Source organism: Streptomyces sp. NPDC051561, from assembly GCF_044454195.1.
Classification (GTDB): domain Bacteria; phylum Actinomycetota; class Actinomycetes; order Streptomycetales; family Streptomycetaceae; genus Streptomyces.
In genome coordinates this window covers 56415-81341 of record NZ_JBITDM010000015.1, presented here as the reverse complement: position 1 = coordinate 81341, position 24927 = coordinate 56415, and the positions used below count along the sequence as shown (strand labels likewise).

The following is a 24927-nucleotide window of genomic DNA, read 5'->3' as shown; positions in this document are numbered from 1 at the left end:
CGTGGCTGGTCCGTGGCTGGTCCGGAAGGGCTGGTCTTTGCGTGTCGGCCAGGACGAGCACACCGGCGGTCATGGCGAGGAACGGCCAAGCGGGCCAGCCGTGTTCGCCGGCCACCGTCAGCGGGAGTGTGGTCAGTAGCAGGCCGAGCGTGGAGAGGAGCATATCTGCGGCACCATCACCGCCGTCCCCGCTCCTTGGAGGGCGCGCGCTCTCGGGGCCTTGCCTTCGCTCCGGCCGTCTGGCAGATGCGCGTCGAGGGCGTCGAGGGCGTCGAGGGCGACTCGATCCGCTCGTGCCGCCTCACCCACAGTTCGCCGTGTAGTGCCCCGGATCGGGGGTGGCACGGATCTCGGCGAACGCGACGTCCGAAATCCGCCAGCATGCTCTCGTCTGTCGGTCGATGATCCGCTCATGATCGCTAACACGCAGGGAATCCGCATGCAGCATCGCGGCCATGAACCACAGGTCCACCCCACCGCCTACGTCGCCCCGACGGCCACGCTCGTCGGCGATGTCCGTGTGGGGCCAAGGGCACGGGTGATGTACGGCGCCGTACTCAATGCCGCGGGGTCTCGGATCGAGGTCGGGGAGGCGGCGGTCATCTGTGAGAACGCGGTGTTGCGCGGGTCTGCGGTCGCCGGCGATCAGCCGGTGCTTGTCCACGACCACGTCTTCGTGGGACCGCATGCCACGCTGCTGGGCTGCGAGGTCGACAGGTGCGTCTATGTGGCGACCTCGGCGACGGTCCTGCAGCACGCACGGTTGGGGGCCGGCGCGGTTGTCGCTGTCGGCGCGCTCGTCCATGCGCGCACCGTTTTGCCGGACGAGTACTTCGTGCCGCCGCACACCGTGGCGCTGGACACTCCGGTGCGGCTGCTGGCCCCTGGTGATCCAGGCCTGGCAGAGGCCGTCCGTCGGGTGGGCTTCGCGCAGGCGGCGTTCGGCGTCGACGCGGAGTGGACCGACCGGATCAGCCGGTACGAGACCATCGCGGAGGTCCGCGTCGCCGAGTTCGGCACCCACGCGGACGATGAGGTCGCGAATCCCGACTAGCGCCGCGTCAGCGACCCTTGAGTGCGTTGGATCGTGGTTCCGTGGGCGTGGGCTTGCCCGTTTGAGCGTACTGACGTGCTTGCAGGCAGGCGCTTCAGTCGGCGTCGGCGCGTCGGCGCCACTGGACGGCGGTGATGACATGGAGGCCGAGCATGAGGGGCGAGGACAGCGGGCGGGTGGTCCTGGGCGGCGCTGGACTGCCGGTAAAGCCACTCGGTTGCCCCGCCCTTGGCAGTGATCCTGCCCCTCTTGTCCTGTCCCTCGGCACAGGTCTTCCTCAGGCACAGCACCTCATCGGCCCGCGCGGCCGACTCGCAGGGCATCTTCCCTTGCGTCTTCTCCCGGTATCCGCTGCTCGGCACGTCGACCACAGAAGGCAACTTGTCATTTGGGTCGCTGCTCACGGGAACGCAGCGTTGGCGCCACACATCCTTACCACTGCACCAAGAGGTGTGAGCCAGGCAGTCCTCGACAGAAGAGTGAGCACCACCGTGAGCGCGTCCCCCGTCACCGTTTCAGTGCCTGATACGAGCGGAAGAGCCTGGGCCAACGCAACGGCGTCGGCATTCGCCGGAGGACTCCTTCTCGGCGTCCTGACCAATCTGGTCCAGGGCTGGCTTCCGGGTACGTGGAATCAGATCGCCAACTCCGGTGCGGTCTGGTCCGTCGCCGCGTTCGTCGCAGGCGCGCTGCTGGCCCGGAAGGCCGGCTTGCGCGCGGCCGCCGTCGCGGGCCTGTTCGCCGAGTCCGGTCTCGTCGTCGGCTACTACGCCTACGCGGAGGTCGCGCGCGAGGGCATGGGCTCTCTGTTCGCTCCCCTTGTCTGGCTCGGCATGGCATGCGTCGCCGGCCCTCTCTTCGGGGTGGCGGGCTTTGGGTGGCGAGGCGTCAGCTCGCGCCACCGCGTCATCGGTCTTGCCGCCCTGGCGGGCGTTTTCGGCACGGAAGCCATCCACTACGCCTGGGTTCTGCACTACGCCCCCGAGGCATGGGCCTGCCTCGCCGTTCTGGTTCTCGTGCCGCTGCTCATGGGCCGCACCCACAGAGAACGCGCCCTGACCCTCCTGACCGCCATTCCCTTTTCACTGCTGGCCTACCTCGTCTTCTACAGGCTGATCCTGACGACACTCCTCGGCTGAGCGTGCATGGGCGAGGGGAGTGGCGGCAGCGCGGGCGCCCGAAGCCGGAAGAGGTGACTTCGGGCGCCGTTTCGTCTGTACGGCCGCGGGGGTGGTCACGTGAACAGCTGGAGAAGCCGGGCGAAGTTGCGGCACCAGCCACCGTCGCAGAAGAGGATGCCGGGCCCTCAACTCCTGACAACCGGCGCCGGTTTGCGCCGGTACGTCACGTGTGCAGCCGGGCCACTGCCGTGCGCGAGTGTCCTGCCGTGCGCGAGCGTCAGAGGCGGCCCCCGTAGGAGGGGCCGAAGAACTCGATCTCGGCGAGAGCGACCTGCTTCGTCGCGGAGGCCGCATGTGCCGATTCGACCGTGAAGCGGACCTTGGTGGCCTCGCCGACGCGGAACGGTCGGCGCTGGGCGCCCGCACCCTGGTCGAGGACGAGGTCACGGGTGGTCGTCGCGCCGTCCTTGCCGGTGATCGTCACCTTGACGCGGTGGGGCAGCGCGGACTCGTTGATCTTCTCGGGGCGGCTGGAGACTCCCGGCGTGATGATCACGTCCAGCAAGCGGGTGGGCTCGCGGAACCCGACCTCGATCCACTCGCCCTGGCCGGACTCGGCACGGCCCGGCCCCCACCAGGTGTTGCTCCGCTTGTCGAAGACCAGTTCCGGCTTGTGTCCGGGGAAGGTGTGGGACGCGCTGACGGTGTCCGGCGAGACCGGGGCCCGCTTGGCGAAGTGGTCGCTGGTGGCCAGGATGCCGTCGGGGAGGTAGAGGACGGCGAGGACCGTGAGAGCCAGGGCGACGGCGATGCCGATCCAGGTGCCGATACGGTCGAGCGCGCGGCGCAGCCGCGGCCGGTCACCGGCCCAGGGAGCTTCCTGCCGGCCGCGTCCCCGCAGCCGCCGCCACCAGGAGAGCTGAAGCTGCGCCTGCTCGGCCTCCTCGGCCAGCGGCATCGCACAACGGCAGCAGAAGTGACGGCCGGGGCGGTTGGGGGTGGCGCACCAGCGGCAGGGCGGGCCGTCGCCGGTGTCCCGCCGGGGTTCCGGCGTACGGACGTGCGGCCGCTCGGCGTCCGGCCGGCCGGGCAGGACCGGGGCGACCGGCGGCGCGTCCGCGGAACCTTCGGGATCGGCCACGGGGACGAGCAGCGAGCGGGCACGATCGGCGTCGACATGACCGGCGGCGTCACGACGTCCGGCGTCACGGTGTCCGGCGTCGCGGTGTCCGCGCTCACCGCCGGGCGTGTGGCGGTGGCCGGGACGGTCACCGGTCGCGGGCCAGGGGTCCACCGGGCGCGTGTCGGCGGCCGGGGCCCGCGTGGACACCGGGTCTTGGGGAAGCGTGTCGTCGTCCTCCCCGGTGTGACGGAGGCCGTGCGGGGCCGCCGGCGAGTGCCACTGCTGCCCCGGCGCGTCCGAGGGGCGGGAGTGCCCCGGGCCGGGGTCGGCGGCGTAACCCTGGGCACCGCCCGTGGGTATCGGCCCGCCGTGCCGGGCGGGGGCCGGTCCCGTACCACCGGAACCCGGCCGGGCGAAGGCGTCCCACGACGGGCCGCCCTCGCCGGTCGTGGTGGAAGGGGCGGCAGAGGAGGCCCGGGCCGCCGAGGTCTCTGTGCCGTACGAGGCACCCGAGGCACCCGAGGCACCCGAGGCACCCGAGGCACCCGAGGTGCCAGGGGGAGTGGCCGGGGACGCGTCGGCCGCGATGGCGGACCGGTTCCAGCCGAGTACGGCGCCACAGGCGTCGCAGAAGGACTGGCCCGGTTCCGCGCGGGTCCCGCACTCGGGGCAGTTCTGGACGGTCATCGCTCCAGGGTCCTTTCGGAGGCGGTCACTTCGACCGTGTAGGGCATGTGGGCGGGACGGACCGCTGCGACCAGGGAGTCCAGCCGGTGGACGTCCGTCGTGGTCGGGGCGGTCAGTCGCAGGGTGACGTGCAGGTGGGGGCGCGGGGCACCGGGGAAGGGGCCGAGCGGGCGGGCGTACCACTCGGCTCCGCCGCTTTCCCTGATCTCGGGCACGACGCCGAAGGCGAGCCGTACGGCCTCGGAGAGACCCTGCCGGGTCCCGCGCACCCGGTGCAGGGCGGCCGCCGAGGCGACCGCGTCCCGCAACCGGGACTCGGGCTCCGTGCCGTCCGTCTCCGCGCCCACCCAGGTGCCGAGCCACTCGGCGAAGTCGACCGGTGTCAGGGCGGGGTCGAAGTAGGTGTCGAGGCAGTCGAGCACGTTGAGGATCGGTGCGAGGACCTCGTCGAGTCCGGCGACGAAGCGCTGGGCCAGGTCGTCGTCGGCGAACACGGCCGGGAGCATCGGGCCGAGCGGCGCGGACGACCCGAGGCCGTCCACCCCGGCCCGTCGCCCGCCCGGGTGTCGCGCGTCGTCGGCGGGTGAGGGCGTGCCTGCCGCGTCCGTCGGCCGGCGGGCATCGCCGGGGCCGCCGCTCACGAGACTCCTCCGCCGCGTGCGGGGTGCGGGGGCCGCGAGCCGCGCCCGGCGTCCGGGTCCGGGCCGCCGGGGTCCGTTCGGTACCTCATGAGGTACCTCCCACGACTCGCACACGGTGGTCGAAGGAGAAGACCAGGGCCGGAGCACTGAGGCCGATGCGGTCGGTGGGGTCACCGCGTTTGCCGGTGAGCGGGTCGGCGGGGTGCAGGATCACCTCGTCGACGAGCTCGACGCCGGGGACGCGTTGCAGGACGGCGAAGATCTCGCCTGCCTGCACGGGACGGCCGAACGGCCAGCCCCGGCCGTCCGCTCCGCCGGTCAGGGGGTCGATGTGACGGAACAGGGCGTCGTGGGCCTGCCGGCGCACCCGGTCGGTGTCGACGCCGCGGAAGGCGTGGACGGTGGCGACCACGGTGACGCCCTGGTAGTAGGGCGGGCCGACCGCGAGACGGGTGCCGATGAGACGGCGTTCGTCCAGGTGACGGGTGATCCGGCCGAGGAGGTCGTCGCCGGGGACGAGCTGCTCGAAACGGAGCCTGCCGCCGGGGTCGGGGACGGCCTGCGGGACGACCAGGACGCGTACCGCGTACGCGCCGTGCTCACCCTCCTCGCCCGCCAGACAGGTGATCCGGGCACACTCGGGGGCGGCCCGGCGGGCCAGTTCCTCGTAGTCGCGCAGGGTGACGGCGCGCTCCTGGGCGCGCAGCGTGATGGGCGCGCGAAGTTTCGCCTCCTCGACGGTCTCCCCGTCGACCCCGCCGCGCGCCGCCTCGCGGTTGACGACCTCGGAGACGTACGGGATCGAGGTGCGCAGCACCTGGACGGTGCCGCGCGCCGCGTTGCCCGCGCGGCCGCCGCCGGTGCGGTAGCGGCGGGCCCGGACCACCGAGCCCTTGGGGGCGATCGCGCCGTACTGCCGCAGGGTGCCGTCGGGTTCGCGGACGGAGGGGCCGAAGGCGATTTCGCCGGTCGCGGCGTCGAGGGTGATGTGCGGATCGCCGGGGCCCGAGGCGCCGAAGTGCGGGACCACCTGCCAGTCCACCCAGCCCTCGTACGCGGCGGTCTGGAGCAGCAGTGGCGGGTCGTCGCCGACGACCGGGGCGTGCTCCAGGCGCAGCCGCTGTCCCGGCAGGCCGGTGGACTCGCCGAGCGCCTCGTCGTACACGGTCTCCGCGTGCACGGCGCGGGTGGTGCCGCCGACGGTGAAGGCGTCGGCGGCCCGCAGTGTGGGTGAAGTGGTGTAGAAGGGCTGGCCTGAGAGGGGGTCGGTGACGCGGCAGCGCAGCCAGCCGGCCTCGTGGCCGCCGGTGCGCGAGAGCACGTGCCCGCCGGGGACGTGCAGCACGATGTCGCCGGGGCGGTTGAGCCCGCCGGTGCCGTCCCGGTCCACCTCGCAGGCCTGCCAGCCGTCCTCGGTCCACGCCTCCCACACCAGCGGCGGCTGGCGCGGGTCGACGCCGACGCCGTCGACGCGGCTGTCGAGTTCGAGCGCGACGGCGCAGTGCGGGGTGGCGGCGGTCAGGCCGATCAGCATGCAGTCGCCGGGGACGGGCGCCTCGGAGAAGCACAGCAGGTCCTTGCCCTCGGCGAGGTCGTCCGTACGGTCGACGACCGGCGAGCCCTGGCGCTGCACCACGAGCCGGCCGAGCCCGCACGGCACGACCGTCAGGTCGTGTTCGGTGGCGAACACGACGGCCTCCTCGCGGTCGGTGCGCTGGGTGGCGACCTCGGTGCCCGTCGCGATGTCCACGGGCTCGTCCTGCGGGGCGGAGAGCCAGAACGTGACGTCGGTGCGGGCCGCCGTCGGAGGGAACAACGTGATCCCGACCAGGTCCAGGAAGGCCAGGTGGTTCTTCTCCGGGACCCGGTTGAGCCGGTAGACGATCTGGTCGGCCATGTGGGCGACCGTCTCCACCAGGGTGATGCCGGGGTCGGAGACGTTGTGGTCGGTCCACTCGGGTGCGCGCTGCTGGATGTAGCGCTTGGCCTCGTCGACGAACTGCTGGAAGCGCCGGTCGTCGAGGTTGGGGGAGGGCAGGGGCATCAGCGTTCGCTTTCGGGGAGGTTACCGGGGCCGTTCGAGGCGTGCGGGCCGTTCGAACTGTGGGTGGCGCCCGGACCGTTGGAGGAGTCCGGCAGGCCGGGTTCGTCGTGGGAGGGAATGACGTAGAAGGGGAAGACGAGGCTGCGCGGGTTGTTGGTGCCGCGGATGGAGTACTGGACGTCGATGTAGAGCACGCTCTGCTCGCTGCCTGCGGAGACCTCCACGCTGTGCACCTCGATCCGCGGCTCCCAGCGGTCCAGGCTGATCAGTACCTCGTGCTGGATGCGTCCCGCGGTCTGCTCGTTGACCGGTGCGAACACCAACTCGTGTACTCCACAGCCGAATTCGGGCCGCATCGGCCGCTCGCCCGGCGCGGTCGCCAGCACCAGCCGGATGGCCTCCTCGATCTCCCGCTCGCCGCTGACCAGGGCGATGCCGCCGGTGGGACCGATGCGCAGTGGGAAGGACCAGCCGGAGCCGACGAACTGTTCGGCCATCAGTGAATCTCCCGTTCTTTCCTGTACGTCGCGCCTGTGCGCCGAATCGAGTGGGGCCGGACCGTCCGGGTCACGGGATGGGGTACGGCTTCCTGTTGACCAGCAGCGGAGCCACGGTGTCGATCGTCGTCATGCCGCCCTTGAGCATCAGCGTCACGGCCTGGACGCTGACGTTCGCCGCCGAGTTGATCTGCACGGAGCCGGTTCCGGTGAGGGTCGCGGCGGCGGCCGCGGTGAGGCTGAGGGCCGCCCCTGCACTGACGTTGAGCGCGGCAGCCGAGCGCACGCTGACCATCCCGCCGCCCTGGACGGTGACCATGCCACCGGCCCTCAGTTCCATGTTGCGTGCGGCTCTCAGCGACAGGTCGGCACCCGCCGACACCGTCACCGACGAACCGCCCCTGATCCTGACCTCGCCCGCGCTGTTGACGGTGATCTCCGTCTTCGTACGGTCCAGATTGACGATCAGTTTGTCGTTGCCCGTCGCGATCCGCACGCCCTGTTTGCGCCTGCCGGTCTGCTCGCTGAGCAGGTCGACCCGGTTGCCCTTGCGGTCGGACAGGGTGTGCCGGATGGCCTGCTTGCGCAGCTTGTCGTGCAGATCGACGTCCTTGACCTGCGTCGGCTTGTCCCGGCCGTTGTAGAGCCCGCCGATCACGAACGGGTGGTCGAGGGCACCCCGGTCGAACCCGACCAGCACCTCGTCGCCGACGTCCATCGGGAAGACCCCGCCGCCGCCCTTGCCGCCCAGCTGCACGCTGCGCGCCCAGTCGCTGACATACGCGTCGTCCAGCCACGGGAAGGTCAGCTTGACCCGGCCCTGCTCCAACGGGTCCTTCACGTCCACGACTTGGGCGTTCGCCACGCTGGGAAGCTTCGCTCCGCCGCCGTCCGAGCTGCCGCCCGAGGCGAGCCCGTACAGCGAACGCCACTGCCGGCCACTGACCGTCACCCACGACTCGTAGCGGTCCCCGTCACCGAAGCTGTGGCGCACGGACGTCACCGTGTACTTGCCCTCGAAGGGCTTGCCCACCTTGGCGAGCGCCACCGGGATGCCGGGCCGCAGTGCGGGATTGCCGCGCGCGGCCACCTCCAGCTCCGCGAACGACGAGGTGACGTCGGAGGCGAGCGCCTTCGCCGCGTACCGGACGTCGGACTGCTGGTCGTAGGGCACGCCCGTCTCGACGAGCGTGGCCGGCTTGAACTTCCCCGCGACCTTGCCGGGGGTCTCTCCGATGCTGATGCCCGGGTCGGTGGAGATGGTCTGCCGCTCGACGAGCTTCTTCTTGGTGGTCACGTTCCAGCCGCGCGACTCCACCTTGCTGACCTGGTCGGACGCGGTGACGGCGGCGCGCAGCCGCAGGATGTCGTGGCCCCCCGTGAGGATGAAGGGACTGCTGTCGGGGTTCGCGCCGGGCGAGGGCGCCCCGGAGGACGACTTCGGCTTCACGAACTGGAAACGCCCCTCGGCGTCCAGGGACATGACCCGGTCGTTCTCGTCCGCGAGGCGGGCCAGGAAGTCCCAGTCGGAGACGTTGGACTGACTGATGAACTCGTACAGCGCGGTCGTCGCGTCGATCCGCCCGATCGGCACGCCGTCCTGCCTGGCCAGCTTCCGCGCGATGTCGGACGCCGTCTGGTTGGTGTACGCGACCACCCTGCGCTGACGCACCAGCCGGTGCCCGAAGTCGTAACCGCGGATCACGGTGAAGGTGCCGGTGCCGTCGTAATCGGCCTCAAGTCCGGTGATCTCACCGGTCAGCAGCGGCTTCCCGACGCCCTGGCCGTCGGCGATCGGTGTGAGGACCACCTTGGTGCCGAACGTCGCGTTCAGCTTCTCCAGCACGAAGCGGCCCGGGTCGCGGAAGGTCAGCCGGAACGCGGCGGGCACCCCCGCACCCTGGTCGACCCAGCCGTCCACGAAGTGCGTGGCCATCTCGGCGGTCAGCTTCTTCGCCCCGCCGATACCGACGTGGATGATGCTGGAGAACGCGGGCTTCACCATCAGCGACGCACCTCCCCGGCGGCCGGCATCAGCAGTTGTGAACCGTTCGGCAGCCGGGACGGGTCGTCGATCCCGTTGGCCTCCGCGATCGCCCGCCACACCGTCGCGTCGCCGTACTCCCGCCAGGCCAGCGACTGAAGGGTGTCTCCCGCGACGACCCGGTGCACCCGCTGTGCGGTCAGCGCGCCCGAGGTCGGATTCTGGTTCTTCTTGTCGCCGGGGACCTCGTTCAACTGCATCCGGCAGGTCGCCCGGATGGGCACGCCCGTCGTACTGAACAGCGTGTACGAAGCCTCCACGGACGACACGTACGCCACGAACCTGGCGGTCGAGAACGACCCCCACTCCAGCACCACCCACGGCGGCGACGGCTGATCGGCATCGATCGACTTCTGGGTGGTCTCGCAGCAACTCAGCAGCGTCTCCACCTGCTTGAGCACCGAGTTGGACGTCGGCTTCATCGAGGTGTCGAGGAAGATCTCCACGTTCATCTCGCGCGCGTCGGGCCCCAGGAACTCGGGCTTGGCGCCCTCCCGCACCGCCGGCGTGGTGGTCACCCGCCACTGCGCCCGGCGGCTGATGGTCAGCTCCGCCGGGTTGAAGGAGAACGGGAACGTCTTGATGATTCCGCCGGGCGTGGTGCTGGTGCCCAGCGGCGGCTCGTGGATGGCGAGGGAGGCGCGTACCAGGCTCTTGCCCGCGCCCTTGCTGCTCTTGGCCATGTGGTCTCGGTGGTCTTCCTCTGAGGTCGTACGGCGTCGCCGCGAACGGGGGTCAGTCGGTGAAGCCGTGGTGCGCGATCTCCAGGACCTCCGTGGCGACGGCCGGACTGTCCGGGCTGAGCGACGGCCCCTGCCAGCTCACCGGCAGCACGTCGATCAGCCCCCAGCGCGCGACCTCCGACCCGTCCGCGCGCAGCGCCGCTATCTGGGCGGTCGGCCGCTTGATGCCGGTCTGCACCGACGAGATCCACTTGGCGACCTTCGCGGTGTCCGGGGTGAGCGGACGGGTCAGCCGGATGGTGGAGAAGGTGATCCGGGTCGGCAGCGTCCAGACGAAGCCGTTGTTGCCGCCCTCCTGCCGGTGCTCGACCTCCACCTGGGTGGCCAGTCCGTCGCACCCGTTGAAGTAGCCGAGGCTCTCGCCGTCGATGGTCAGCGTGAACCAGATGGTGGAGCCCGGGTCCTGACGGGGCATCGGGGGCCTTTCTGTTCTCTCCGGGGTGGTGGTACGGGGTGGCGGTACGGTCAGCGCCGGGGGTCCCGGAGCCGGCCGATGCGTTCGCGGTCCATCCGCAGTTCGGTGCGGACGTGCCGGGTGATGCGGCCGATGATCCGGTGCACCAGCGCGTCGAGCTGGAGGTCGGTGAGCTTGTCCGGGTCGAACCCGCCGGGCGGCACCGGGGTGTACCCGGGCAGCGGCTCCCCGGCGGTGGAGCCGGTGGCTTCCGCGAAGGAGGGCGGCGGCGGGCCCTGCACCGCGCTCTCGCTGTAGGCGGGCGGCGGATCGGCGGGCGGGGCGTGCTGCGGGGACGACCGCGGCCGGAACCGCTCCAGGGTCTGCGAGACGGTGGTCGCAGCCGCCGATGCGAGCGCTCCGGTGACCCCGCCGCCACGCATGCCGAAGGCACGCTGGACGGTGTGCGTGTCGGCGCCGCCGGGTGGCGGGGGCGGCGCGAGAGAGGCAACGGGCAGTGGAGAAACGGCGGTTGAGGTGCTCGGGTGACGGAGCGGGACGGGGGCCGTGGGCCGGGTCGCCGCAGAGCGAGTCGCTGCGGAAGGTGCCGTCATGGGCGCGGTCGCACCGGCCCCGGGGGCCATGGACCCGGACGGACCCGGGGTGGACGGCGGAGCCTGCGCCGCCGGCGGGGCTGCGGGCAGGGCGATGGGGGCCGCCGGCGCGGTACGGGTGACGGCGCGCTGCACCGGGACGGGGGCTTCGGTCCGTGCGACGCCCACCGCCAGCGGGGGCGCGGCGCCCGGACCGCCGAGGGGTGCGCTGTCGGCCGGAGGCGCCTGGAGCGGGGCTCCCAGGGCGGAACGCCGCCGGGCGGGTGTTTGCGTCGAAGTCGTCGACGGCGTAGGGGGGTTGGCCGGTGACACGGGTGCGGCAGGGGTGACGGCTCGCTGTACCGGGGCGGTTCGGGCCGGGCTCGACACCGGGGGCGTGGCTGCCGGAACGGACGTGGCTGCCGAAACGGAAGCGGCGGCGGTCCGGGCGGCCGGACCCGTGGCGACGGCGTCCTCCGGCTTCCTCGACATGGGCGCGCCGAGCCCCGCACGCGGCGCGGAGACGCTGCGCTGCACCGGTGCGCCGTGGCCTGCCGACTGGGTGGGCAGTGCCGGAGGGGTACGGTCCGCGCCGGGCTCCGTGCGCCGGACCGGGGCGGGGGAGCTTCCTGCGGCGGGTGCGGGCTCCGTGCGGAGCTGCTCGGGGGAGGGGCCGGACGCGACGGAGGAGTTCCGGGAGACGTCTGCCGTACGGCTGTCGTTGCGAGGGGTGACGGGTCCGACCGGCGCTCCTGGTGCCGTGCGCGCCCCGGCGTCCGGCCGCGAGCCCGACGCCTGGACGCGCTGCACGGGGGCGGAAGGCGTGGCGGTGCGGGGCCGCGGGGTCGCGGCTCCCGAACTGGTGTGAGTCGGGCGGGAGTTGCGAGGTGCCGCACCTCCCGAGGGCTGCTGCTGACGCACCGGCGTGGTGGTGGACGTGCTGTCGGGCGTACCGGACTGCCGCGCCGATGCGGTCCGCTGTACGGGGGCGCTTTCGGACGCCTGCTCCGGACGCGGCCCGATGAGGGGGAGGCCGGGGACGGGGTCGAGGGCGGCCGTAGCCGGGCCGGACGTCGGCGCGCTGGTCTGCGCCCGGCTCTGTGCCGTGCCCTGTGTCGTGCGCTGCGTCTGGCCCGGCGTCCGGCTCTGTGCCTGGCCGGGCCGGGCGGCGTCCTGTGGCGCGGGCCACGGGACGCCGGGCGCGGAAGAAGAGGGTGCGGGGGTGGTGCTGTGCGCTGCGGACGCGGACCGCTGGACCGGGGGCGAGGCGGCCGGGCGCACGGGCGTGGCTGATTCGGCCGGGGCCGGGGTCTGCCGTACGGGCCCAGCACTGGACGTACCGCTGGCGGACGTACTGCTGAGGGGCGTCCCGCTGCCGGACTGAGCCGACGGCCGGGCACCCGAGGCCCGGGGGGCCGCAGGGGCAGGCGCGGGGGCAGACGAGGCGGCCGGGCGCGATGACGTGGCCGGGCGCGAGGACGCGGCCGAGGAGTCCCGCTTCGCGATGCGCTGCACGGGGACGTTCGCGGTGCTGGAGTTCTGCTGGGTGCCGGGGGTGGCGGCGGTGCCGGGGCTGTCCGAGCCACCGGTGCTCGGCCCGTCGGTCGGTGCCGGAGCCGATGCTGGAGCCGGGGCCGGGGCGGACGATCCGGGACGGGCGCTTCCCGCGCTGCCGGTTCCGGCACGGGTGCCGGGACGCGGCGCACTGCTCGGGCCCGCAGGGCTGTTCGCGCTTGCCCGGGTGCCGGTGCCGGTGCCGGGTGCACTGTCCGGGCGGGCCGTGCCGCTGGTGCCCGTCGTCTTGCTCGTGCTCGCGGGGGAACCGCTGCTGGGCGTGCCCCTGGAACTTGCCGTGCTGCCGCCCGAACCGAGCACGCTGCCCGTCGAGCCGCCGTCCGATCCCTGAGCCGAGGGAGAAGGTGAGGACGCACCACCCGCAGGCCGCGCCGAGTTCTTCGTCGGACGGACGTCCGGACCCGCCGCCGCGCTGCCCGAAGGCCGAGCGGAAGAGGTCCCCGAGCCGTCACGGACCGCGCGCTGCACCGGGGCAGCCGCCCGCCGTGCCGAAGGAACACCCGCCCCGGACGCCTCGGTGCGGCGTACGGGAGAGCCGCCCGCCGTACGTTGCGACGCCTCCCGACCAGCAGCCGCGCCGTTCGCCCCGCGTGGCGAGGCGTCAGGCACCGGGCCGCCGGCCGCACTGGCCCCGTCCCGCACCGCGCGCTGGACCGGAGCCCCGGCGCCGGGTGCCGCCGCGTCCACCCCTCCTCGTACCGGAGTCGTGGACGAACCGTCCACAGCCGGCCGTACGGAACGAGGGGCAGGAGCCGGTGCCCCGCCCGCAGGCTCCGATTCGGGCGCGCCCGAGCCGCCCCGCTCGCCCTCACCGGACCGCGAGGCCGACGGGGCCGGGCCCGGCCGGGGCTCGGAGGTCCGGGGGGAAGCGGGCAGGGTGCGGCGCTGCACGGCCGTTCTGCCGATCGGCGCCTGAGTCAGCGCATGACGGGACCGGGCCGCGGCGGCCGGTACCGGAGCCACCCGTACTCCCCGCCCGGAAGCGGACGCGGGCTGCGCAGCCCCGCCCTCGGGCGGCACAGGGCGCGCCCATCGCACCCGCTCGGCGCGCGGAGCGGGCACGGCCGGCGTACCGTCCGACACCGGAAGCGCGCGCAACGGCGCGACCGGCATCCGCTGCACCGGCGGCGCGGACGGGGGAACCGGAGCCGTGCGCGGCAAGGGCCGCGACGTCCGCTCCAGGCCCGTGGCCGGACGCGGCCGGGGCGACGGCGCGGTGAACGCGTCCGAGAGCAGCCCGGCGCTCGCCACCGGGTCGAGCACGGCGGGCGACGACGGGCCGGTGAACGACGGGTTCTGCCAGGTGGGCAGCCGCCCGCCGAAGCCGGTGTCGGCAACTCCCGTACGCGTCACACCCGTTGAAGGTGACATCGGCGACATGCCGGGCCAGGCCGCGAGGCGGGCGGGCCTGGAGCCCATGTCCGTAGCGCGGCCGTCCGCAGTGGAAGTCGCCCCCGCGTCAGGAGAGTTGACGGGCTCGCTCGGGCCGTCGCTGCCCCGGCCGCCCCGCAACCGGTCCAGGAATCCCACCGGTTCAGCCCTCCGCGCCGCGCGTCACCAGGGACGCGATCTGTTCCGTGTACTGGCGGCGGTCGTGGTGTTCGAGGTCGAGGATCGACTCCAGGTCCCAGTGGAAGTGGTAGGCGACGTACGCGATCTCCTCGTGCAGCCGGTCGGTCGCGTACGTCACGATTCCCCCAGGCGGCTCCCGCCGAGCTCCACCTCGAAGGGCTCCGAGCAGTGCGGGCAGTGCACGGCCGCGCGGGTGTGGCCCTCCGCGTTGATCTGCCGGTAGAAGTCCTGGAGGAACGCCAGGTCCGAGGCGAACATGTTCTCCACGATCCCGTCGTGCACCATCGGAAGCGTGCCGAGCTGGGTGATGACGCGGCCCAGCAGCACCACCGACAGGTACGCCGGGTTCTCCTGGACGCGCACGTCGCGCAGCGGAACGAGCTCGTCCCTGGCCGTCGACAGGCGCATCACGCCGTGCTTGTGCACCACGTCGGAGTCGTCGACGTACCCGCGCGGCAGCTCGAAGGGGAACTCGGTGCGCAGCTTCTCCTGCCGTACCGGCGGTGCCGGTTCCGGCACGGGAGCCGGTGCGGCGGCGGTCTCCCTCTCGGCCGGGATCCCGCTGGGCGTCACCGCGCCCCGCGTCCCGGCGGACGAACGCCGCACTATTCGATGACCAGTTCTTCGAAGACGATCGTGACGGTCTCGGTGAGCGCGGAGGCCTCGCCCGCCTTCACGGTGCTGGTGTCGATCTTGCTGCACCAGGCGTTGCGCAGGTTGTAGCGCTTGACCGGGTTGTCCTCGAAGTCCATCACGATGATGGACGCGTTCTTGCGGGCCGTGCCCATCCGGCCGTTGATCGAGTCGTTGATCCACTGGGTGAACGAGGACGACTGGGTCATGCCGCGCACGACGGTGCACTGACCGTCCTTCTGCGTACCGGGCAGCAGCGACACCTCGCTCTTGCCGGTGGAACCGTTGTTCTGCTGGTACTTGATGACGTCCATTTCCAGGGTGAGGCCGCTGACCTCGGCGAGGTACTCGACCATCACGCCGTCGATCTGCAGCCCGAAATTGTGTGAAGTGAGGGCGTCGCCCGGCTGGAGGCTCATCTGTTCGCTGTCCTAGGAGTTCGGGGAGGTTCGAGCAGGGAAAAGAGGGGAGGGGTGGGCCCGCGCGCGGGCCCACCCCGGTACGGAGCGAAGGGGCCTACTCCTCCAACTCGCCGCTCCCGCTGGAGAACTGGGCCAGCCGGAAGATCACGAACTCGGCAGGCTTGACCGGCGCGATGCCGATCTCGCACACGACCCGGCCGACGTCCACCGACTCCGGCGGGTTCGTCTCCTCGTCGCACTTCACGTAGTACGCCTCGGTCGGGCTCTGCCCGAAGAGGGCGCCGCTGCGCCACTCGTTGACCAGGAACGCCGAGATGTTGCGGCGGATGCGGGCCCACAGGTTGTGGTCGTTCGGCTCGAACACCACCCACTGGGTGCCGATCAGGATCGACTCCTCCAGGTAGTTGAAGTACCGGCGGACGTTCAGGTAGCGCCAGGCCGGGTCGGAGGAGAGGGTGCGGGCTCCCCAGACGCGGATGCCGCGGCCGGGGAAGGCCCGGATGCAGTTCACGCCGATCGGGTTGAGCAGGTCCTGCTCGCCGCGGGTGATCTGGAGCTCCAGGTCGACCGCGCCGCGTACGACCTCGTTGGCGGGGGCCTTGTGCACGCCGCGCTCGGCGTCGTTGCGCGCCCAGATGCCCGCGACGTGCCCGCTCGGCGGGATCAGCCGGGACTGGCCCGACGCCGGGTCGAAGGTCTTGATCCAGGGGTAGTACAGGGCCGCGAACTTGGAGTCGTAACCGGCCGTCTCCTGTCGCCACACCCGGATCTGGCGGGCGTTCTGGCGCGGTGGCGGGTCGATGATCGCGACCCGGTCGCCCATCAGCTCACAGTGCGCGATCAGCCCGAGCTGGACCGCCTTCACGGCCTCCAGGTCGATCGCGCCGCGCTCGTAGGCGGACATCAGGTCGGGCACCGCGACCATGGAGATCTCGTCGATGGCCTCCAGGCCGCCGAATCCCGTACGGTCCGCGGAGTCGCCGAGGTACTGGGCGGGGCCGGGGTGGGCGGAACGTTCCGGCGCGGGCGCGACGGGTGCCGGAGCGGGCGGCGCGGGCAGTGCCACCGTCTGGTTCTCCGGACGGGCCAGCTCCGCGGCGGGTGCGGCCTCGGTCACCGTGATGAGCTGCGAGCGCTCCTTGACCTGGGTGACCACGTAGCTGCGCCCGCTCTTCTTGCTGGCGCTCACCTCGAAGGTCTCGACCGGCTTGCCGCCGTCGTTGACGACCAGCTTGAACCGCTCGGCCGGGCCCTCGCCCTCGGCGTCGGCGACCTCGACGGTCAGTGTGCCGTTCGTGCCGGGGGAGTTGGCCGTCACGGCGAAGGTGCCGAGGCGTACGGGCTCGGCGGCGGGCAGCGCGGCCGGCGTGCGCGAGCCGCGCACCGCGGCCGGGGCCCTTCCGTTACGCGCGCTGTCCGCTTCGGTGGCGGATGCGTCCGTACCGCCGCCGACGCGGACCACGTACGCGGCGGAGCCACCGTTGTTGAAGAAGCCGTAGACCGAGTGCGCGAGGTAGTAGTCCTCGGTGAACGCGCCGAAGGAGGCGACGTACTGCGTCCAGTTGGTCACCAGCGTCGGTTCGTTCAACGGTCCGGTGGGGGCGAGCCCCACGAAGGCCGCCACCGAGGTGCCCACACCTTCGATGGGGCGCGAGCCGCTGGCCACCTCCTCGACGTAGACGCCGGGCGACAAGTAGGACGGCATGCTCTGCGCTCCTCCGGATAGACAGGACACCGGTCAGCCTGTCGGGTGTGTGACCTCGCGGTAAACGTCCGCAGGGGCCGGTGCGGGGGCAGTCGGGCCGCCGTCGGTGTGCCCGCAGGGGCACCGCGGTCCGGCCGCGCGTACCGGCCGGCCCGCCCGGCGGGTCCGGGCGGGCCGACGTCGGGCCCGCCGGGGCCGGGCGTCCGCCCGCCGCCCCCGCCGTGCACGCGGTCGGGAACCCGGCGTGGGTCCCCATCCGCCCCTGTCGCGCGACTTGCCCCGCACCTGTCGTCACACTCGCCCCGCACCCGCCGTACCTCGCGCCCCGCACCCGCCGCGCCACGCGCCCCGCACCCGTAGTGCCCGCCGGTCCGGCCCTTGCGGGCAGGACGATCTGCCCCGGCTGCCGGTGACCGTGCCGAGGCCGTCCGCCTAGCGTGCGGGGGTGAGCCTTTGGACTTCCCTTGAACCCCTTTCCGCCACCGTCGATCCCGGCAGCACCGCCCGGGCCCAACTACGGGTGCGCAACACCGGTGACGTGGTCGACGAGTACCGGTTCGAGCCGGTCGGCCAGCTCGCACCCTGGATCCGGGTGGAGCCGCAGACACTGCGCCTGTATCCGGGCACGACCGGAACGGTCGACCTGACCTTCGAACCGCCCCGCACCCCGGACGCCACGGCGGGCCCCAACCCGTACGCCGTGCGCGTCACCCCCACCGAACACCCGGAGTCGGTGACCGTCCAGGAGGGCAACCTCACTCTCACCCCCTTCTCCGAAATCCGGGCGGAGATCGTCCCGCCGACGGTCAAGGGGCGCTTCCGGGGACGCCCCCGGCTCGCGGTGGACAACCTCGGCAACGTCAAGCTGACCGCGTCGATCGGCGGCAGCGACAACGGCGACCACCTGTCGTACGAGATCCGGCCCGGCAACGTACAGATCGAACCCGGCCGGGCGGCCTTCGTGGACGCGGACCTCAAACCGCGGCAGATCATCTGGTTCGGCTCCAAGCAGGAACGCCCCTACTCCCTGTCGCTGCGCCGCTCCGGAGCCGATCCGGTGGAGACGGAGGGCCTGTACGTGCAGCGGGGCTTCCTGCCGCGCTGGCTGGCGACCTTCCTCGGCCTCCTCCTCGCGTGCGCGATCGCCTTCGTGGTCATCTGGATCGCGTACAAACCGCAGCTCAGGACGAGTGCCTCGGAACAGGCGGCGGTCGGCAACGTCCTGCCCGTGCCCCCCAGCCCCGCGCCCAAGGAGCCGGAGAAGCAGCCGGACCCGCCGAAGGAGGAGAAGCCTCCCGTCCAGGAGAAGCCCGCCGGTGGAGGGGGCGGAGCGCCCAAACCGCCCAAGAAGCCCGAGGTCGTTCCCGCCAAGAACATCCTGCTCAAGAACGTCGCGACCCAGCGCTGCGCCGACCTTCCCGGTGAGGGCAAGGGAAAGATCAACGGCCCTGTCCTCCAGGGCGAGTGCCGCGAGCGCGACGCCAACCAGATCTGGGACCTGGACGTCACCCTGCCCAAGGGCGGCCCCGGCGGCAAGCCGCTCTTCCTGATCAAGAACAGGGCCGACGACTTCTGCATGGACCTGGGCGAATACGACGGCAGGCCGATCCGCACCCCGATCGGCGAGTTCCACTGCGACGGCACGCTCAAGGACAACCAGCTCTGGTACCTCGACGAGACGGACCCCGGGGTCTACTGGATCCGCAACTTCGCCAGCAACGGCAAGTGCCTGGACGTGGGCGGGAACGCCGACACCCGTCCCGGCATGCCGCTGATGATCTTCGACTGCAGTCGTACGGACGACCACGAATGGCGCATCATCCGGCTCAAGGACTGACCGTCCTGCGGACAGCGTGCGGTGCCGGGCCGGGTCTTGTGGCCCGGCACCGCACCCGTATGCCCCGTCGGGCACTTCACCAGTTGCCCTCGCCCGGCACCAGCCGCCCCGCCTTGCGGTACTCGCGCCGGGCCCCCTCCAGCAGGTCCTCGGTGCGGACCGGGCTGCCGCGCTCCGCCGCGAGGTAGGCGGCGGTGACCACCGCACTGCGGATCGTCCCGCCCGCCAGTTCGAAGTCCTTCGCCAGGGCTTCCAGTTCGATCCCGTCGTCGGACGGCACGTGCTTCGTCGCGTGCCGCCACAGCGCGAGCCGCTGCTCCATGTCGGGGAACGGGAAGTCGACCACCAGGTCGAGCCTGCGGGTGAACGCCTCGTCGATGTTGGCCCGCAGATTGGTGGTGAGCAGCGCGATGCCGTCGAAGGACTCCAGCCGCTGGAGGAGATAGGCGCTCTCCATGTTGGCGTACCGGTCGTGGGAGTCCTTCACCTCGGAGCGCTTGCCGAAGACGGCGTCCGCCTCGTCGAACAGGAGCACCGCGTCCGTGCGGTCGGCCTCGGTGAAGATCCGTTCGAGGTTCTTCTCCGTCTCGCCCACGTACTTGTCGGCGATCGACGACAGCTGTACGACGTAGAGGTCGAGCCCCAGATCGGCCGCGACGACCTCCGCCGCCAGTGTCTTGCCGGTACCGGAAGCACCCGCGAACAGCCCGAGCACCCCTCGCCCGCGCCCGCCGCCCGCGCTCAACCTCCAGTCGCCCAGCACCTGTTCGCGATGACGGGCGCGCAGGGCGAGTTCGCGCAGCTGGGTCAGCGGTCCGTCCGGCAGGACCAGGTCCGTCCAGTCGACGTCCGGCCGGATCCGTCGGGCGTGCCGTTCGAGCCCCGACACCGACTGGCGGCGTGCGGCGAGGCGGACGTGGTCCGCGGTGACGGGCGAACCGTCGAAGGCGGCCAGCGCCCGGGCCGCGTGCGCCGTCTGCAGGATGCGGTCGCCGTCCAGTCGGTACGGGGCGACGGCGGCCGCCAGGTCGAAGGACTCGGCGTCGGGGCCGAGCGCCGCCCGCCAGGCGTCCGACCCGCCGGCGCGGCGGCCCGGCGCCTCCAGGACCAGTGGTACCGCGGAGGACCAGTGCGGATCGTACGGGCGCGCGTCCGTCAGCAGTACGGTCACGTCCGGGGCGCCGGTGAGGGCCCGTACCAGTGGCCCGGGATGTTCGGGCAGGCCCCGTACGACGATCGCCAGGCCACCGAGTCGCGCCTCGCGCAGCAGCGGAGGGACGAGGTGTTCGGCGTCCGCGCAGAGCAGAGCGTCGAGACCCGCGGCGCGCAGTGCCGCGGTGAGCGCGGTCAGGCCGTCTCCCTCGCGCGGTTCCCGCAGGTAGACGGTGAGCGGGCCGCTGCGCAGCCGGGCCGCGAGGCGGCGGACGAAGTCGGCGGACGCGGGGTCGGGGGGCAGCGGCCCGGGCAGCGGCAGCAGTTTGCCGAGGAGGTCCGCGTCGCGGGTGTCATCGCCGAGGAGATGGCCGACGATGCGGTCCGGGACGCGCAACGACCTGGTCAGGAAGGGGCGTTCGGGCTCCTCTACCTCCAGCAGGCCGGACGTGAGCAGCGGTGCGGAGGGGTGCAGCCGGGCCCGGGCGGCCGCCATGTGCGCGGGCACCCCGCACAGGTCCAGGGCCAGTCCCGCGGTGGCGCGCCGGCGGCTCACGTCGTCGTTGAGGTAGCCGTAGAACTGCTCGACGGTGCGGTCGACGTCGGGGGCGAGAGCCGTCAGGAGGAGCTGGGTGTCGAGGGCGGTGAGCCCGGTGCGCGCGGCGAGGAGGGCGAGACGGTCGCCGGAGACGGCTCCGGACCCCGTGCCCGGCGCGGCGGCATCTGGCGTGAACCCGTCGGTAACCTGACCTCCGTCGTCACCCGAGGTGACCGGCCGGGTGCGCAGCAGATGGCGTACCGCGTCCTCGGACAGGTAGAGGCCGCGCAACGGGTCGTCCGCGGTGGGGTCGTTCGCGGAGCGTCGCTCGACCAGCGCGGCCACCCGCTCGCGCAGACCGGCGAGGCGTGCCAGCAGTGCCCGGGCCTGTGCGGTGTCCGGCGTGGGCGCCTGCGCGGCGCTCACCGCAGTCCCCTGCGGCGGCTCGCCGAGGCGGCCTTCCTGGCGGCGCGGACGGCCGCCACCTGTCGTGGCCGGTGGGAGCGTTCCGAAGCGTCTGCGGGAGTGCCGTCCAGCGCACGCACCCGTACCGTCGCCCCTTCGGTGACCGGCGGCCCGGCGTCGTACTCCGGGAACGCGGGGAAGGGGGCGGTCACCACCAGGTCCAGGGAGGGCTTCAACTCCCCGCCCAGCGCGGACCAGATGTCGGCGAGGGACCGGGACTCCGTCTGCACTCCCGCCACGGACAGCGGTATCGAAAGCCCCAAAGACCCCAGGGAGCCGGGCAGTTCACTGGGTGGCAGTACCTCGCGGGGCAGCAGGGTCGCCAACACCGCCGACAGCAGCCTGTGTTCGTCCTGCGGGATCTTCGTCCACGCGGTCAGCAGGTAGGACAGCCGGAACCAGCGGGGCGGCTGCCGGCGGCGCACGACGACATCGTTCTCGTCGCGCACCGGGAGCTGGCCGCGCTGCCGCCGCGCCACGTCCTCGCGTATGTCGTACAGGTAGGCGTTGACCGTGGGGGCGTTGCGCCGTGCCGCCCAGTCCCGGGTAGGGGCCTCGAACGACACCTCGACCCGGGATTCCTTCAACGCCCCGCCCCTCAGCAGGTTCCCCAGGACCTCGTCCACCTCGTGGATCACGCGCCGCTCCGTCCGCACTCGTGCCGGGTGGCCCGAACTCCGCACCGCCCTCCCCGATCGTGCCCGGGCGGCCCCGCCGTCCCCAGGTGCGGCGGGGTCGGCGGGTCCGGCACCGGGGCAGGGCTCGCTGCCCGAGCAGCCACCGGAAGGCGTCCCGGGGTGCGCGTCCGGCCGGTCGTGACCTTCGCCAGGGGCATGCGACCAGGCGCGCGGGCAAACGTCAGATGTAGCCCTCACGCAGGGCGTAGGCCACGGCGTGTGCCCGATTGCGCAGGTGCAGTCGGGTGGTGAGTCCGTGGATGACGTTCTTGACGGTCCGCTCGGAGTACGACAACTTGGCCGCGATCTCCCCGGTGTCGAGTCCCTCGGACACCAGGCGCAGTACGTCCACTTCACGGGCGGCGAGACCGAGCGTGGGGGTGCCCGGCCGGCCGGCCGCTCCTCGTTGCAGCGATCCGACCTGGCTGATCAGTCTGCCGAGGAGGTCGGCCGGGAGGTCGCCGTCGCCTCGGGAGGCCGCGAGCACGGCCTGCACCAGCCGGGTCGCGGTGGCCTGGTGCTGCCAGACGATCGCGCCGACGCCGCACTCGACTACTTCGAGCAGCTCGCTCTCCCGGATCGAGCCGACCACCAGCACGGCACGGGCGCCCTGACTTCGCGAGACTCGGCGGATCCGGGTGAGGGAGGCGTCGTCCAGGCTGTTCTCGATCAGCAGCGCGACGGTGCCTGGCCCCGCCTCCTCGCTCAGTTCGATCTCCGGGTGACGGCGCAGGTGACTGACGGCGCCCTCGCGGCTGAGCGGGTCGGGTGCGGTCACCGCGACGGGGACGCGTCGCGTGTGGGGGCCGGCGGTGCTGACGCCCGGGAGCCCTCTGCCGGCGACGTAGGGCCCGTCGGCACGGTCACTCACGGCTTCGTTCCTCTCATGGGCCCCGGAGCATGGTTCGGGGGCTGCGGGATCCTGCGGCAGGGTTTGGTGACAGGGCGTCACCTCGGCGGACGGGAGGTCATGTTTGAGCTTTTTTGATCTCTCTTGAGCACCATGGCACCCCTTGTGACCATCAGTATCACGGCGATTTGGCCAGCTCCGTGGGGACGAACGGGAACTGGCCAACAGGCGCACCCTGTCGGCACGTCGAGGAAGCCACCCTGGCGGCCGGTGTCCCCGCAAGGGCCGAACCGGCACGTGTGCAGGGAAGTTGGGCGGTGCTGTGCGTACCTCAGGTGCGGGTGTGGAGGTGCACCGGCCGCTGTGCGTGGAGGCCCGCCGACGGCTTGTTCCGGGGAACGGGGCCTGCGAGGGGAAGGGTGCGTTCCGGTCACCGGTGGTAGCGGAAGTGCCCTCGTTGCCCCCGTGGTCTGCCCGAAGGGGCACGCTCTGGTGCACTCGGGAGTCTGCCCCCGAAGGTGCACTCGCGGCCCTGTTCGCCGCGTGCCCGCCACGGTAAATGTGGCGGATCGGGTGACCTTCGGCGGAGGAGAGGACAACGCATGCGGACCCTGCATCCGGCGCACGTCCAGGCACAGGACAGGGCGGCGGGCAAGCCTGCCGCGAGGGCGGCGCCGTCGCCCCTGAGCAGTGCCTGGATCCAGCGCATCCAGCGCGCGGCGACGCCGTCGGCCGGTGCGTCCGCCGCCGGGCCCGAGGCCGACCACGCCCAGGTGCAGCGGGCCGCCCTCGACCTGGGGATCAACTCCCCGGCCGAGCAGCTGGAAACCGGGCTGCGGACCGAACTGGAGCAGCGTTTCGGCGGTGCCGACTTCAGCGGTGCCCTCATCCACAAGGGCTCGCAGGCGCGGGAGTCCGCGTCCCTCCTGGACGCCAAGGCCTACACCAGCGGCCCCCACATCGTCGTCGGCGGCGACATGACCATGAAGGACTGGGCGCACGAGTTCGCCCACTTCCAGGACCAGCAGCAGGGTCCGGTCGCCGGTACGGACAACGGCGCGGGCGTCAGCATGTCCACCCCCGGCGACTCGGGTGAACTGCACGCCGAGCAGAAGGCGGACGAGGTCATGCGCGGGCCGATGCCCGTGCAGCGCACGGCCTCCGGCCGCGAGACCGCGCAGGACAGGGGCCCCGCCGCGCATCCGGCCGGCGGTGGCTGCGCGGGCGGCGACGGCTGCGGCGGCCCGGGCCCGTCCGTTCAGCGGATGCACGTCATCAGGGCGGGCTCGGCGGAGTACCCCGCGAAGAATCCCGACTCCGACGACTTCTTCGTGGGCCAGGAGCCGAACGACCGGGGCAGCTGGTTCGACGAACAGTCCTCCCACGCACCGCCCAAGCCCCACCTCGTCTACAAGGGTGAGGTCGACCTCGCCGTCTCCGACGGCTTCGACCTGGCCGTGGAACACGCGGGCGGCGGGCAGGAGCCGAAGAACTTCTTCGCCACCGACAAGCAGTTCAACGACTCGGTCAAGCGGCTTCCCGGAGCCAAGCAGAACAAGGGGATCTCCCTCTCCAAGACCGGCAGGACCCTGACCATCGAGGGCCGGGGCAAGACGGTCACGCTGTACGAGATCGAGCCCAAGCTCCGCAAGGAGAAGGGCGGTCCGAAGACCAAGGGCCTTGAGGTGACGGGCCCGCAGCGCTGCAACGAGATGATCGGCGTCGTCACGGGCAAGCGCAGCATGGCGCGCGCGGCCGACGCCCAGTACTGGGAGGTCCTGGAGAAGTTCCTCGTGCGCCTGGACCCGCAGGGCGGCTGGAAGGGCAGGTACCAGGAGGCCATGGATCTCGGCAGCGACGGCGACACCGAGCCGTACATGAGGACCACGGAGGCGATGAGCGGCCGGTTCCAGGAACTGGTCAAGGAGGACGAGGAGAAGGCCGAGGCGGCCCTCAAGGCACTGGGCATCAATCAGCACGCCCCCACGCCCAAGGTGGGCGAGGGAATGACGACCATGACGCAGCCCAACGCCGAGCAGGTCGACGGCATGAGGGGAGCCGTGCCGTTCCACTTCGGAGGAGTCGTCGCCCGCAGCGGCGACGACTACGTCACCCTGGAGAACTACTTCCGCGAACAGAAGGAAGGCACCCTGGACACCGCCAGCTCCAACGATCCTCTGTGGTACTTCCGCATGTACGGCCAGGAGGCGGGCCGCACCTGGCACGAGGGCTGGACGAGCGCGGAGCTGTTCGTGGGCGCGACGATCACCATGACCCTGCGAGGCTGACGCCTTGAGCACGCCGGGAAGCGCCCACGAGCCGGCGCCCCTCGCCCGGCAAGCGCCGGACCCGCAGATCGTCGTACGCCTGCACCATCTCCAGGACAGAGCCGGAAACGCAGCCGTCGTACGCATGCTGGCAGGGCCGGGAGCGACGGATGGTGCAGCGGGCCGCGGTGGGGACGAGGGCCCGGAGGTCCACGCTTGACGCCCCCTCCCGCGCCCCCTGCACACCCCCGCGCCCTCTGATGAGAACAACCAGTTTGGCTGTCGGAAGGACC

General features: G+C 72.2%; 22 protein-coding genes. 7 read left to right on the top strand and 15 right to left on the bottom strand.

The features are described 5' to 3' along the window. The first annotated feature begins 412 nt into the window (after positions 1-412). On the top strand, positions 413-1054 hold the full coding sequence (locus ACIA73_RS28245) for a gamma carbonic anhydrase family protein (protein ID WP_399441581.1): 642 nt from the start codon (positions 413-415) through the stop codon (positions 1052-1054). 518 nt (positions 1055-1572) lie between these two features. Next, positions 1573-2193 carry a DUF6518 family protein gene (locus ACIA73_RS28240; protein WP_399441580.1) on the top strand — a complete coding sequence of 207 codons (621 nt, stop codon included), beginning with the start codon at positions 1573-1575 and terminating at the stop codon, positions 2191-2193. 259 nt (positions 2194-2452) lie between these two features. On the opposite strand, the gene ACIA73_RS28235 is transcribed toward ACIA73_RS28240, so the two are convergent. The 8 genes from ACIA73_RS28235 to ACIA73_RS28200 all read right to left on the bottom strand — a co-directional run bounded on the left by ACIA73_RS28235 (position 2453) and on the right by ACIA73_RS28200 (position 10791). Then, positions 2453-3985 carry an NADase-type glycan-binding domain-containing protein gene (locus ACIA73_RS28235; RefSeq protein ID WP_399441579.1) on the bottom strand — a complete coding sequence of 511 codons (1533 nt, stop codon included), beginning with the start codon at positions 3983-3985 and terminating at the stop codon, positions 2453-2455. Then, complete coding sequence (locus tag ACIA73_RS28230) at positions 3982-4491, bottom strand: phage tail protein (protein WP_399441695.1); 510 nt, start codon at positions 4489-4491, stop codon at positions 3982-3984. Before ACIA73_RS28230 ends, ACIA73_RS28235 begins: the two co-directional genes overlap by 4 nt. Before the next feature lie 220 nt (positions 4492-4711). Next, on the bottom strand, positions 4712-6670 hold the full coding sequence (locus tag ACIA73_RS28225) for a putative baseplate assembly protein (RefSeq protein WP_399441577.1): 1959 nt from the start codon (positions 6668-6670) through the stop codon (positions 4712-4714). Next, a complete protein-coding gene (locus tag ACIA73_RS28220) occupies positions 6670-7167 on the bottom strand; it encodes a GPW/gp25 family protein (RefSeq protein ID WP_399441576.1) in 498 nt (165 codons plus the stop codon). Before ACIA73_RS28220 ends, ACIA73_RS28225 begins: the two co-directional genes overlap by 1 nt. A 70-nt stretch (positions 7168-7237) precedes the next feature. Beyond that, positions 7238-9172 carry a VgrG-related protein gene (locus ACIA73_RS28215; protein WP_399441575.1) on the bottom strand — a complete coding sequence of 645 codons (1935 nt, stop codon included), beginning with the start codon at positions 9170-9172 and terminating at the stop codon, positions 7238-7240. Next, positions 9172-9894: a LysM peptidoglycan-binding domain-containing protein gene (locus ACIA73_RS28210; RefSeq protein WP_399441574.1), complete on the bottom strand. Its 723-nt coding sequence runs from the start codon at positions 9892-9894 to the stop codon at positions 9172-9174. The genes ACIA73_RS28215 and ACIA73_RS28210 overlap by 1 nt, the downstream gene beginning before the upstream one ends. A 52-nt stretch (positions 9895-9946) precedes the next feature. Continuing rightward, positions 9947-10369: a phage tail protein gene (locus ACIA73_RS28205; RefSeq protein WP_189828657.1), complete on the bottom strand. Its 423-nt coding sequence runs from the start codon at positions 10367-10369 to the stop codon at positions 9947-9949. Positions 10370-10419: 50 nt separating this feature from the next. Beyond that, positions 10420-10791: a hypothetical protein gene (locus ACIA73_RS28200; protein WP_399441573.1), complete on the bottom strand. Its 372-nt coding sequence runs from the start codon at positions 10789-10791 to the stop codon at positions 10420-10422. 169 nt (positions 10792-10960) lie between these two features. On the opposite strand from ACIA73_RS28200, the gene ACIA73_RS28195 reads away from it, so the two are divergent. The 3 genes from ACIA73_RS28195 (at position 10961) to ACIA73_RS28185 (ending at position 12847) form a co-directional block, all read left to right on the top strand. Further along, the gene (locus ACIA73_RS28195; RefSeq protein WP_399441572.1) at positions 10961-11809 is read left to right on the top strand and encodes a hypothetical protein; all 849 of its coding nucleotides are present in this window, start codon (positions 10961-10963) and stop codon (positions 11807-11809) included. A gap of 237 nt (positions 11810-12046) precedes the next feature. Beyond that, a complete protein-coding gene (locus ACIA73_RS28190; RefSeq protein ID WP_399441571.1) occupies positions 12047-12325 on the top strand; it encodes a hypothetical protein in 279 nt (92 codons plus the stop codon). A 78-nt stretch (positions 12326-12403) separates the two neighbouring features. Next, the gene (locus ACIA73_RS28185; RefSeq protein WP_399441570.1) at positions 12404-12847 is read left to right on the top strand and encodes a hypothetical protein; all 444 of its coding nucleotides are present in this window, start codon (positions 12404-12406) and stop codon (positions 12845-12847) included. A gap of 1203 nt (positions 12848-14050) precedes the next feature. Here the strand turns inward: ACIA73_RS28185 and ACIA73_RS28180 are convergent. The 4 genes from ACIA73_RS28180 to ACIA73_RS28165 form a co-directional block, all read right to left on the bottom strand. Continuing rightward, on the bottom strand, positions 14051-14206 hold the full coding sequence (locus ACIA73_RS28180; protein ID WP_399441568.1) for a DUF6760 family protein: 156 nt from the start codon (positions 14204-14206) through the stop codon (positions 14051-14053). Further along, positions 14203-14694 (bottom strand): hypothetical protein, encoded by a 492-nt coding sequence (locus ACIA73_RS28175; RefSeq protein ID WP_399441567.1) that lies wholly within the window; start codon positions 14692-14694, stop codon positions 14203-14205. Before ACIA73_RS28175 ends, ACIA73_RS28180 begins: the two co-directional genes overlap by 4 nt. Then, a complete protein-coding gene (locus ACIA73_RS28170) occupies positions 14694-15140 on the bottom strand; it encodes a phage tail protein (protein ID WP_399441566.1) in 447 nt (148 codons plus the stop codon). Before ACIA73_RS28170 ends, ACIA73_RS28175 begins: the two co-directional genes overlap by 1 nt. A gap of 97 nt (positions 15141-15237) precedes the next feature. After that, the gene (locus ACIA73_RS28165; RefSeq protein WP_399441565.1) at positions 15238-16848 is read right to left on the bottom strand and encodes a phage tail sheath family protein; all 1611 of its coding nucleotides are present in this window, start codon (positions 16846-16848) and stop codon (positions 15238-15240) included. A gap of 445 nt (positions 16849-17293) precedes the next feature. Between ACIA73_RS28165 and ACIA73_RS28160 the strand changes: the two genes are divergently transcribed. Continuing rightward, positions 17294-18685 (top strand): RICIN domain-containing protein, encoded by a 1392-nt coding sequence (locus ACIA73_RS28160; protein WP_399441564.1) that lies wholly within the window; start codon positions 17294-17296, stop codon positions 18683-18685. Between the two features lie 76 nt (positions 18686-18761). Here ACIA73_RS28160 and ACIA73_RS28155 read toward each other — a convergent pair whose 3' ends face one another. From ACIA73_RS28155 to ACIA73_RS28145, 3 genes are all read right to left on the bottom strand, one after another. Further along, positions 18762-20801, bottom strand: a complete 2040-nt coding sequence (locus ACIA73_RS28155) for an ATP-binding protein (RefSeq protein WP_399441563.1) — start codon at positions 20799-20801, stop codon at positions 18762-18764. Next, on the bottom strand, positions 20798-21478 hold the full coding sequence (locus ACIA73_RS28150) for a DUF4255 domain-containing protein (protein ID WP_399441562.1): 681 nt from the start codon (positions 21476-21478) through the stop codon (positions 20798-20800). The genes ACIA73_RS28155 and ACIA73_RS28150 overlap by 4 nt, the downstream gene beginning before the upstream one ends. 220 nt (positions 21479-21698) lie before the next feature. Then, on the bottom strand, positions 21699-22388 hold the full coding sequence (locus ACIA73_RS28145; RefSeq protein ID WP_399441560.1) for a LuxR C-terminal-related transcriptional regulator: 690 nt from the start codon (positions 22386-22388) through the stop codon (positions 21699-21701). A gap of 581 nt (positions 22389-22969) precedes the next feature. On the opposite strand from ACIA73_RS28145, the gene ACIA73_RS28140 reads away from it, so the two are divergent. Next, positions 22970-24655: a DUF4157 domain-containing protein gene (locus tag ACIA73_RS28140; protein WP_399441559.1), complete on the top strand. Its 1686-nt coding sequence runs from the start codon at positions 22970-22972 to the stop codon at positions 24653-24655. The last annotated feature ends 272 nt before the right edge of the window (positions 24656-24927 follow it).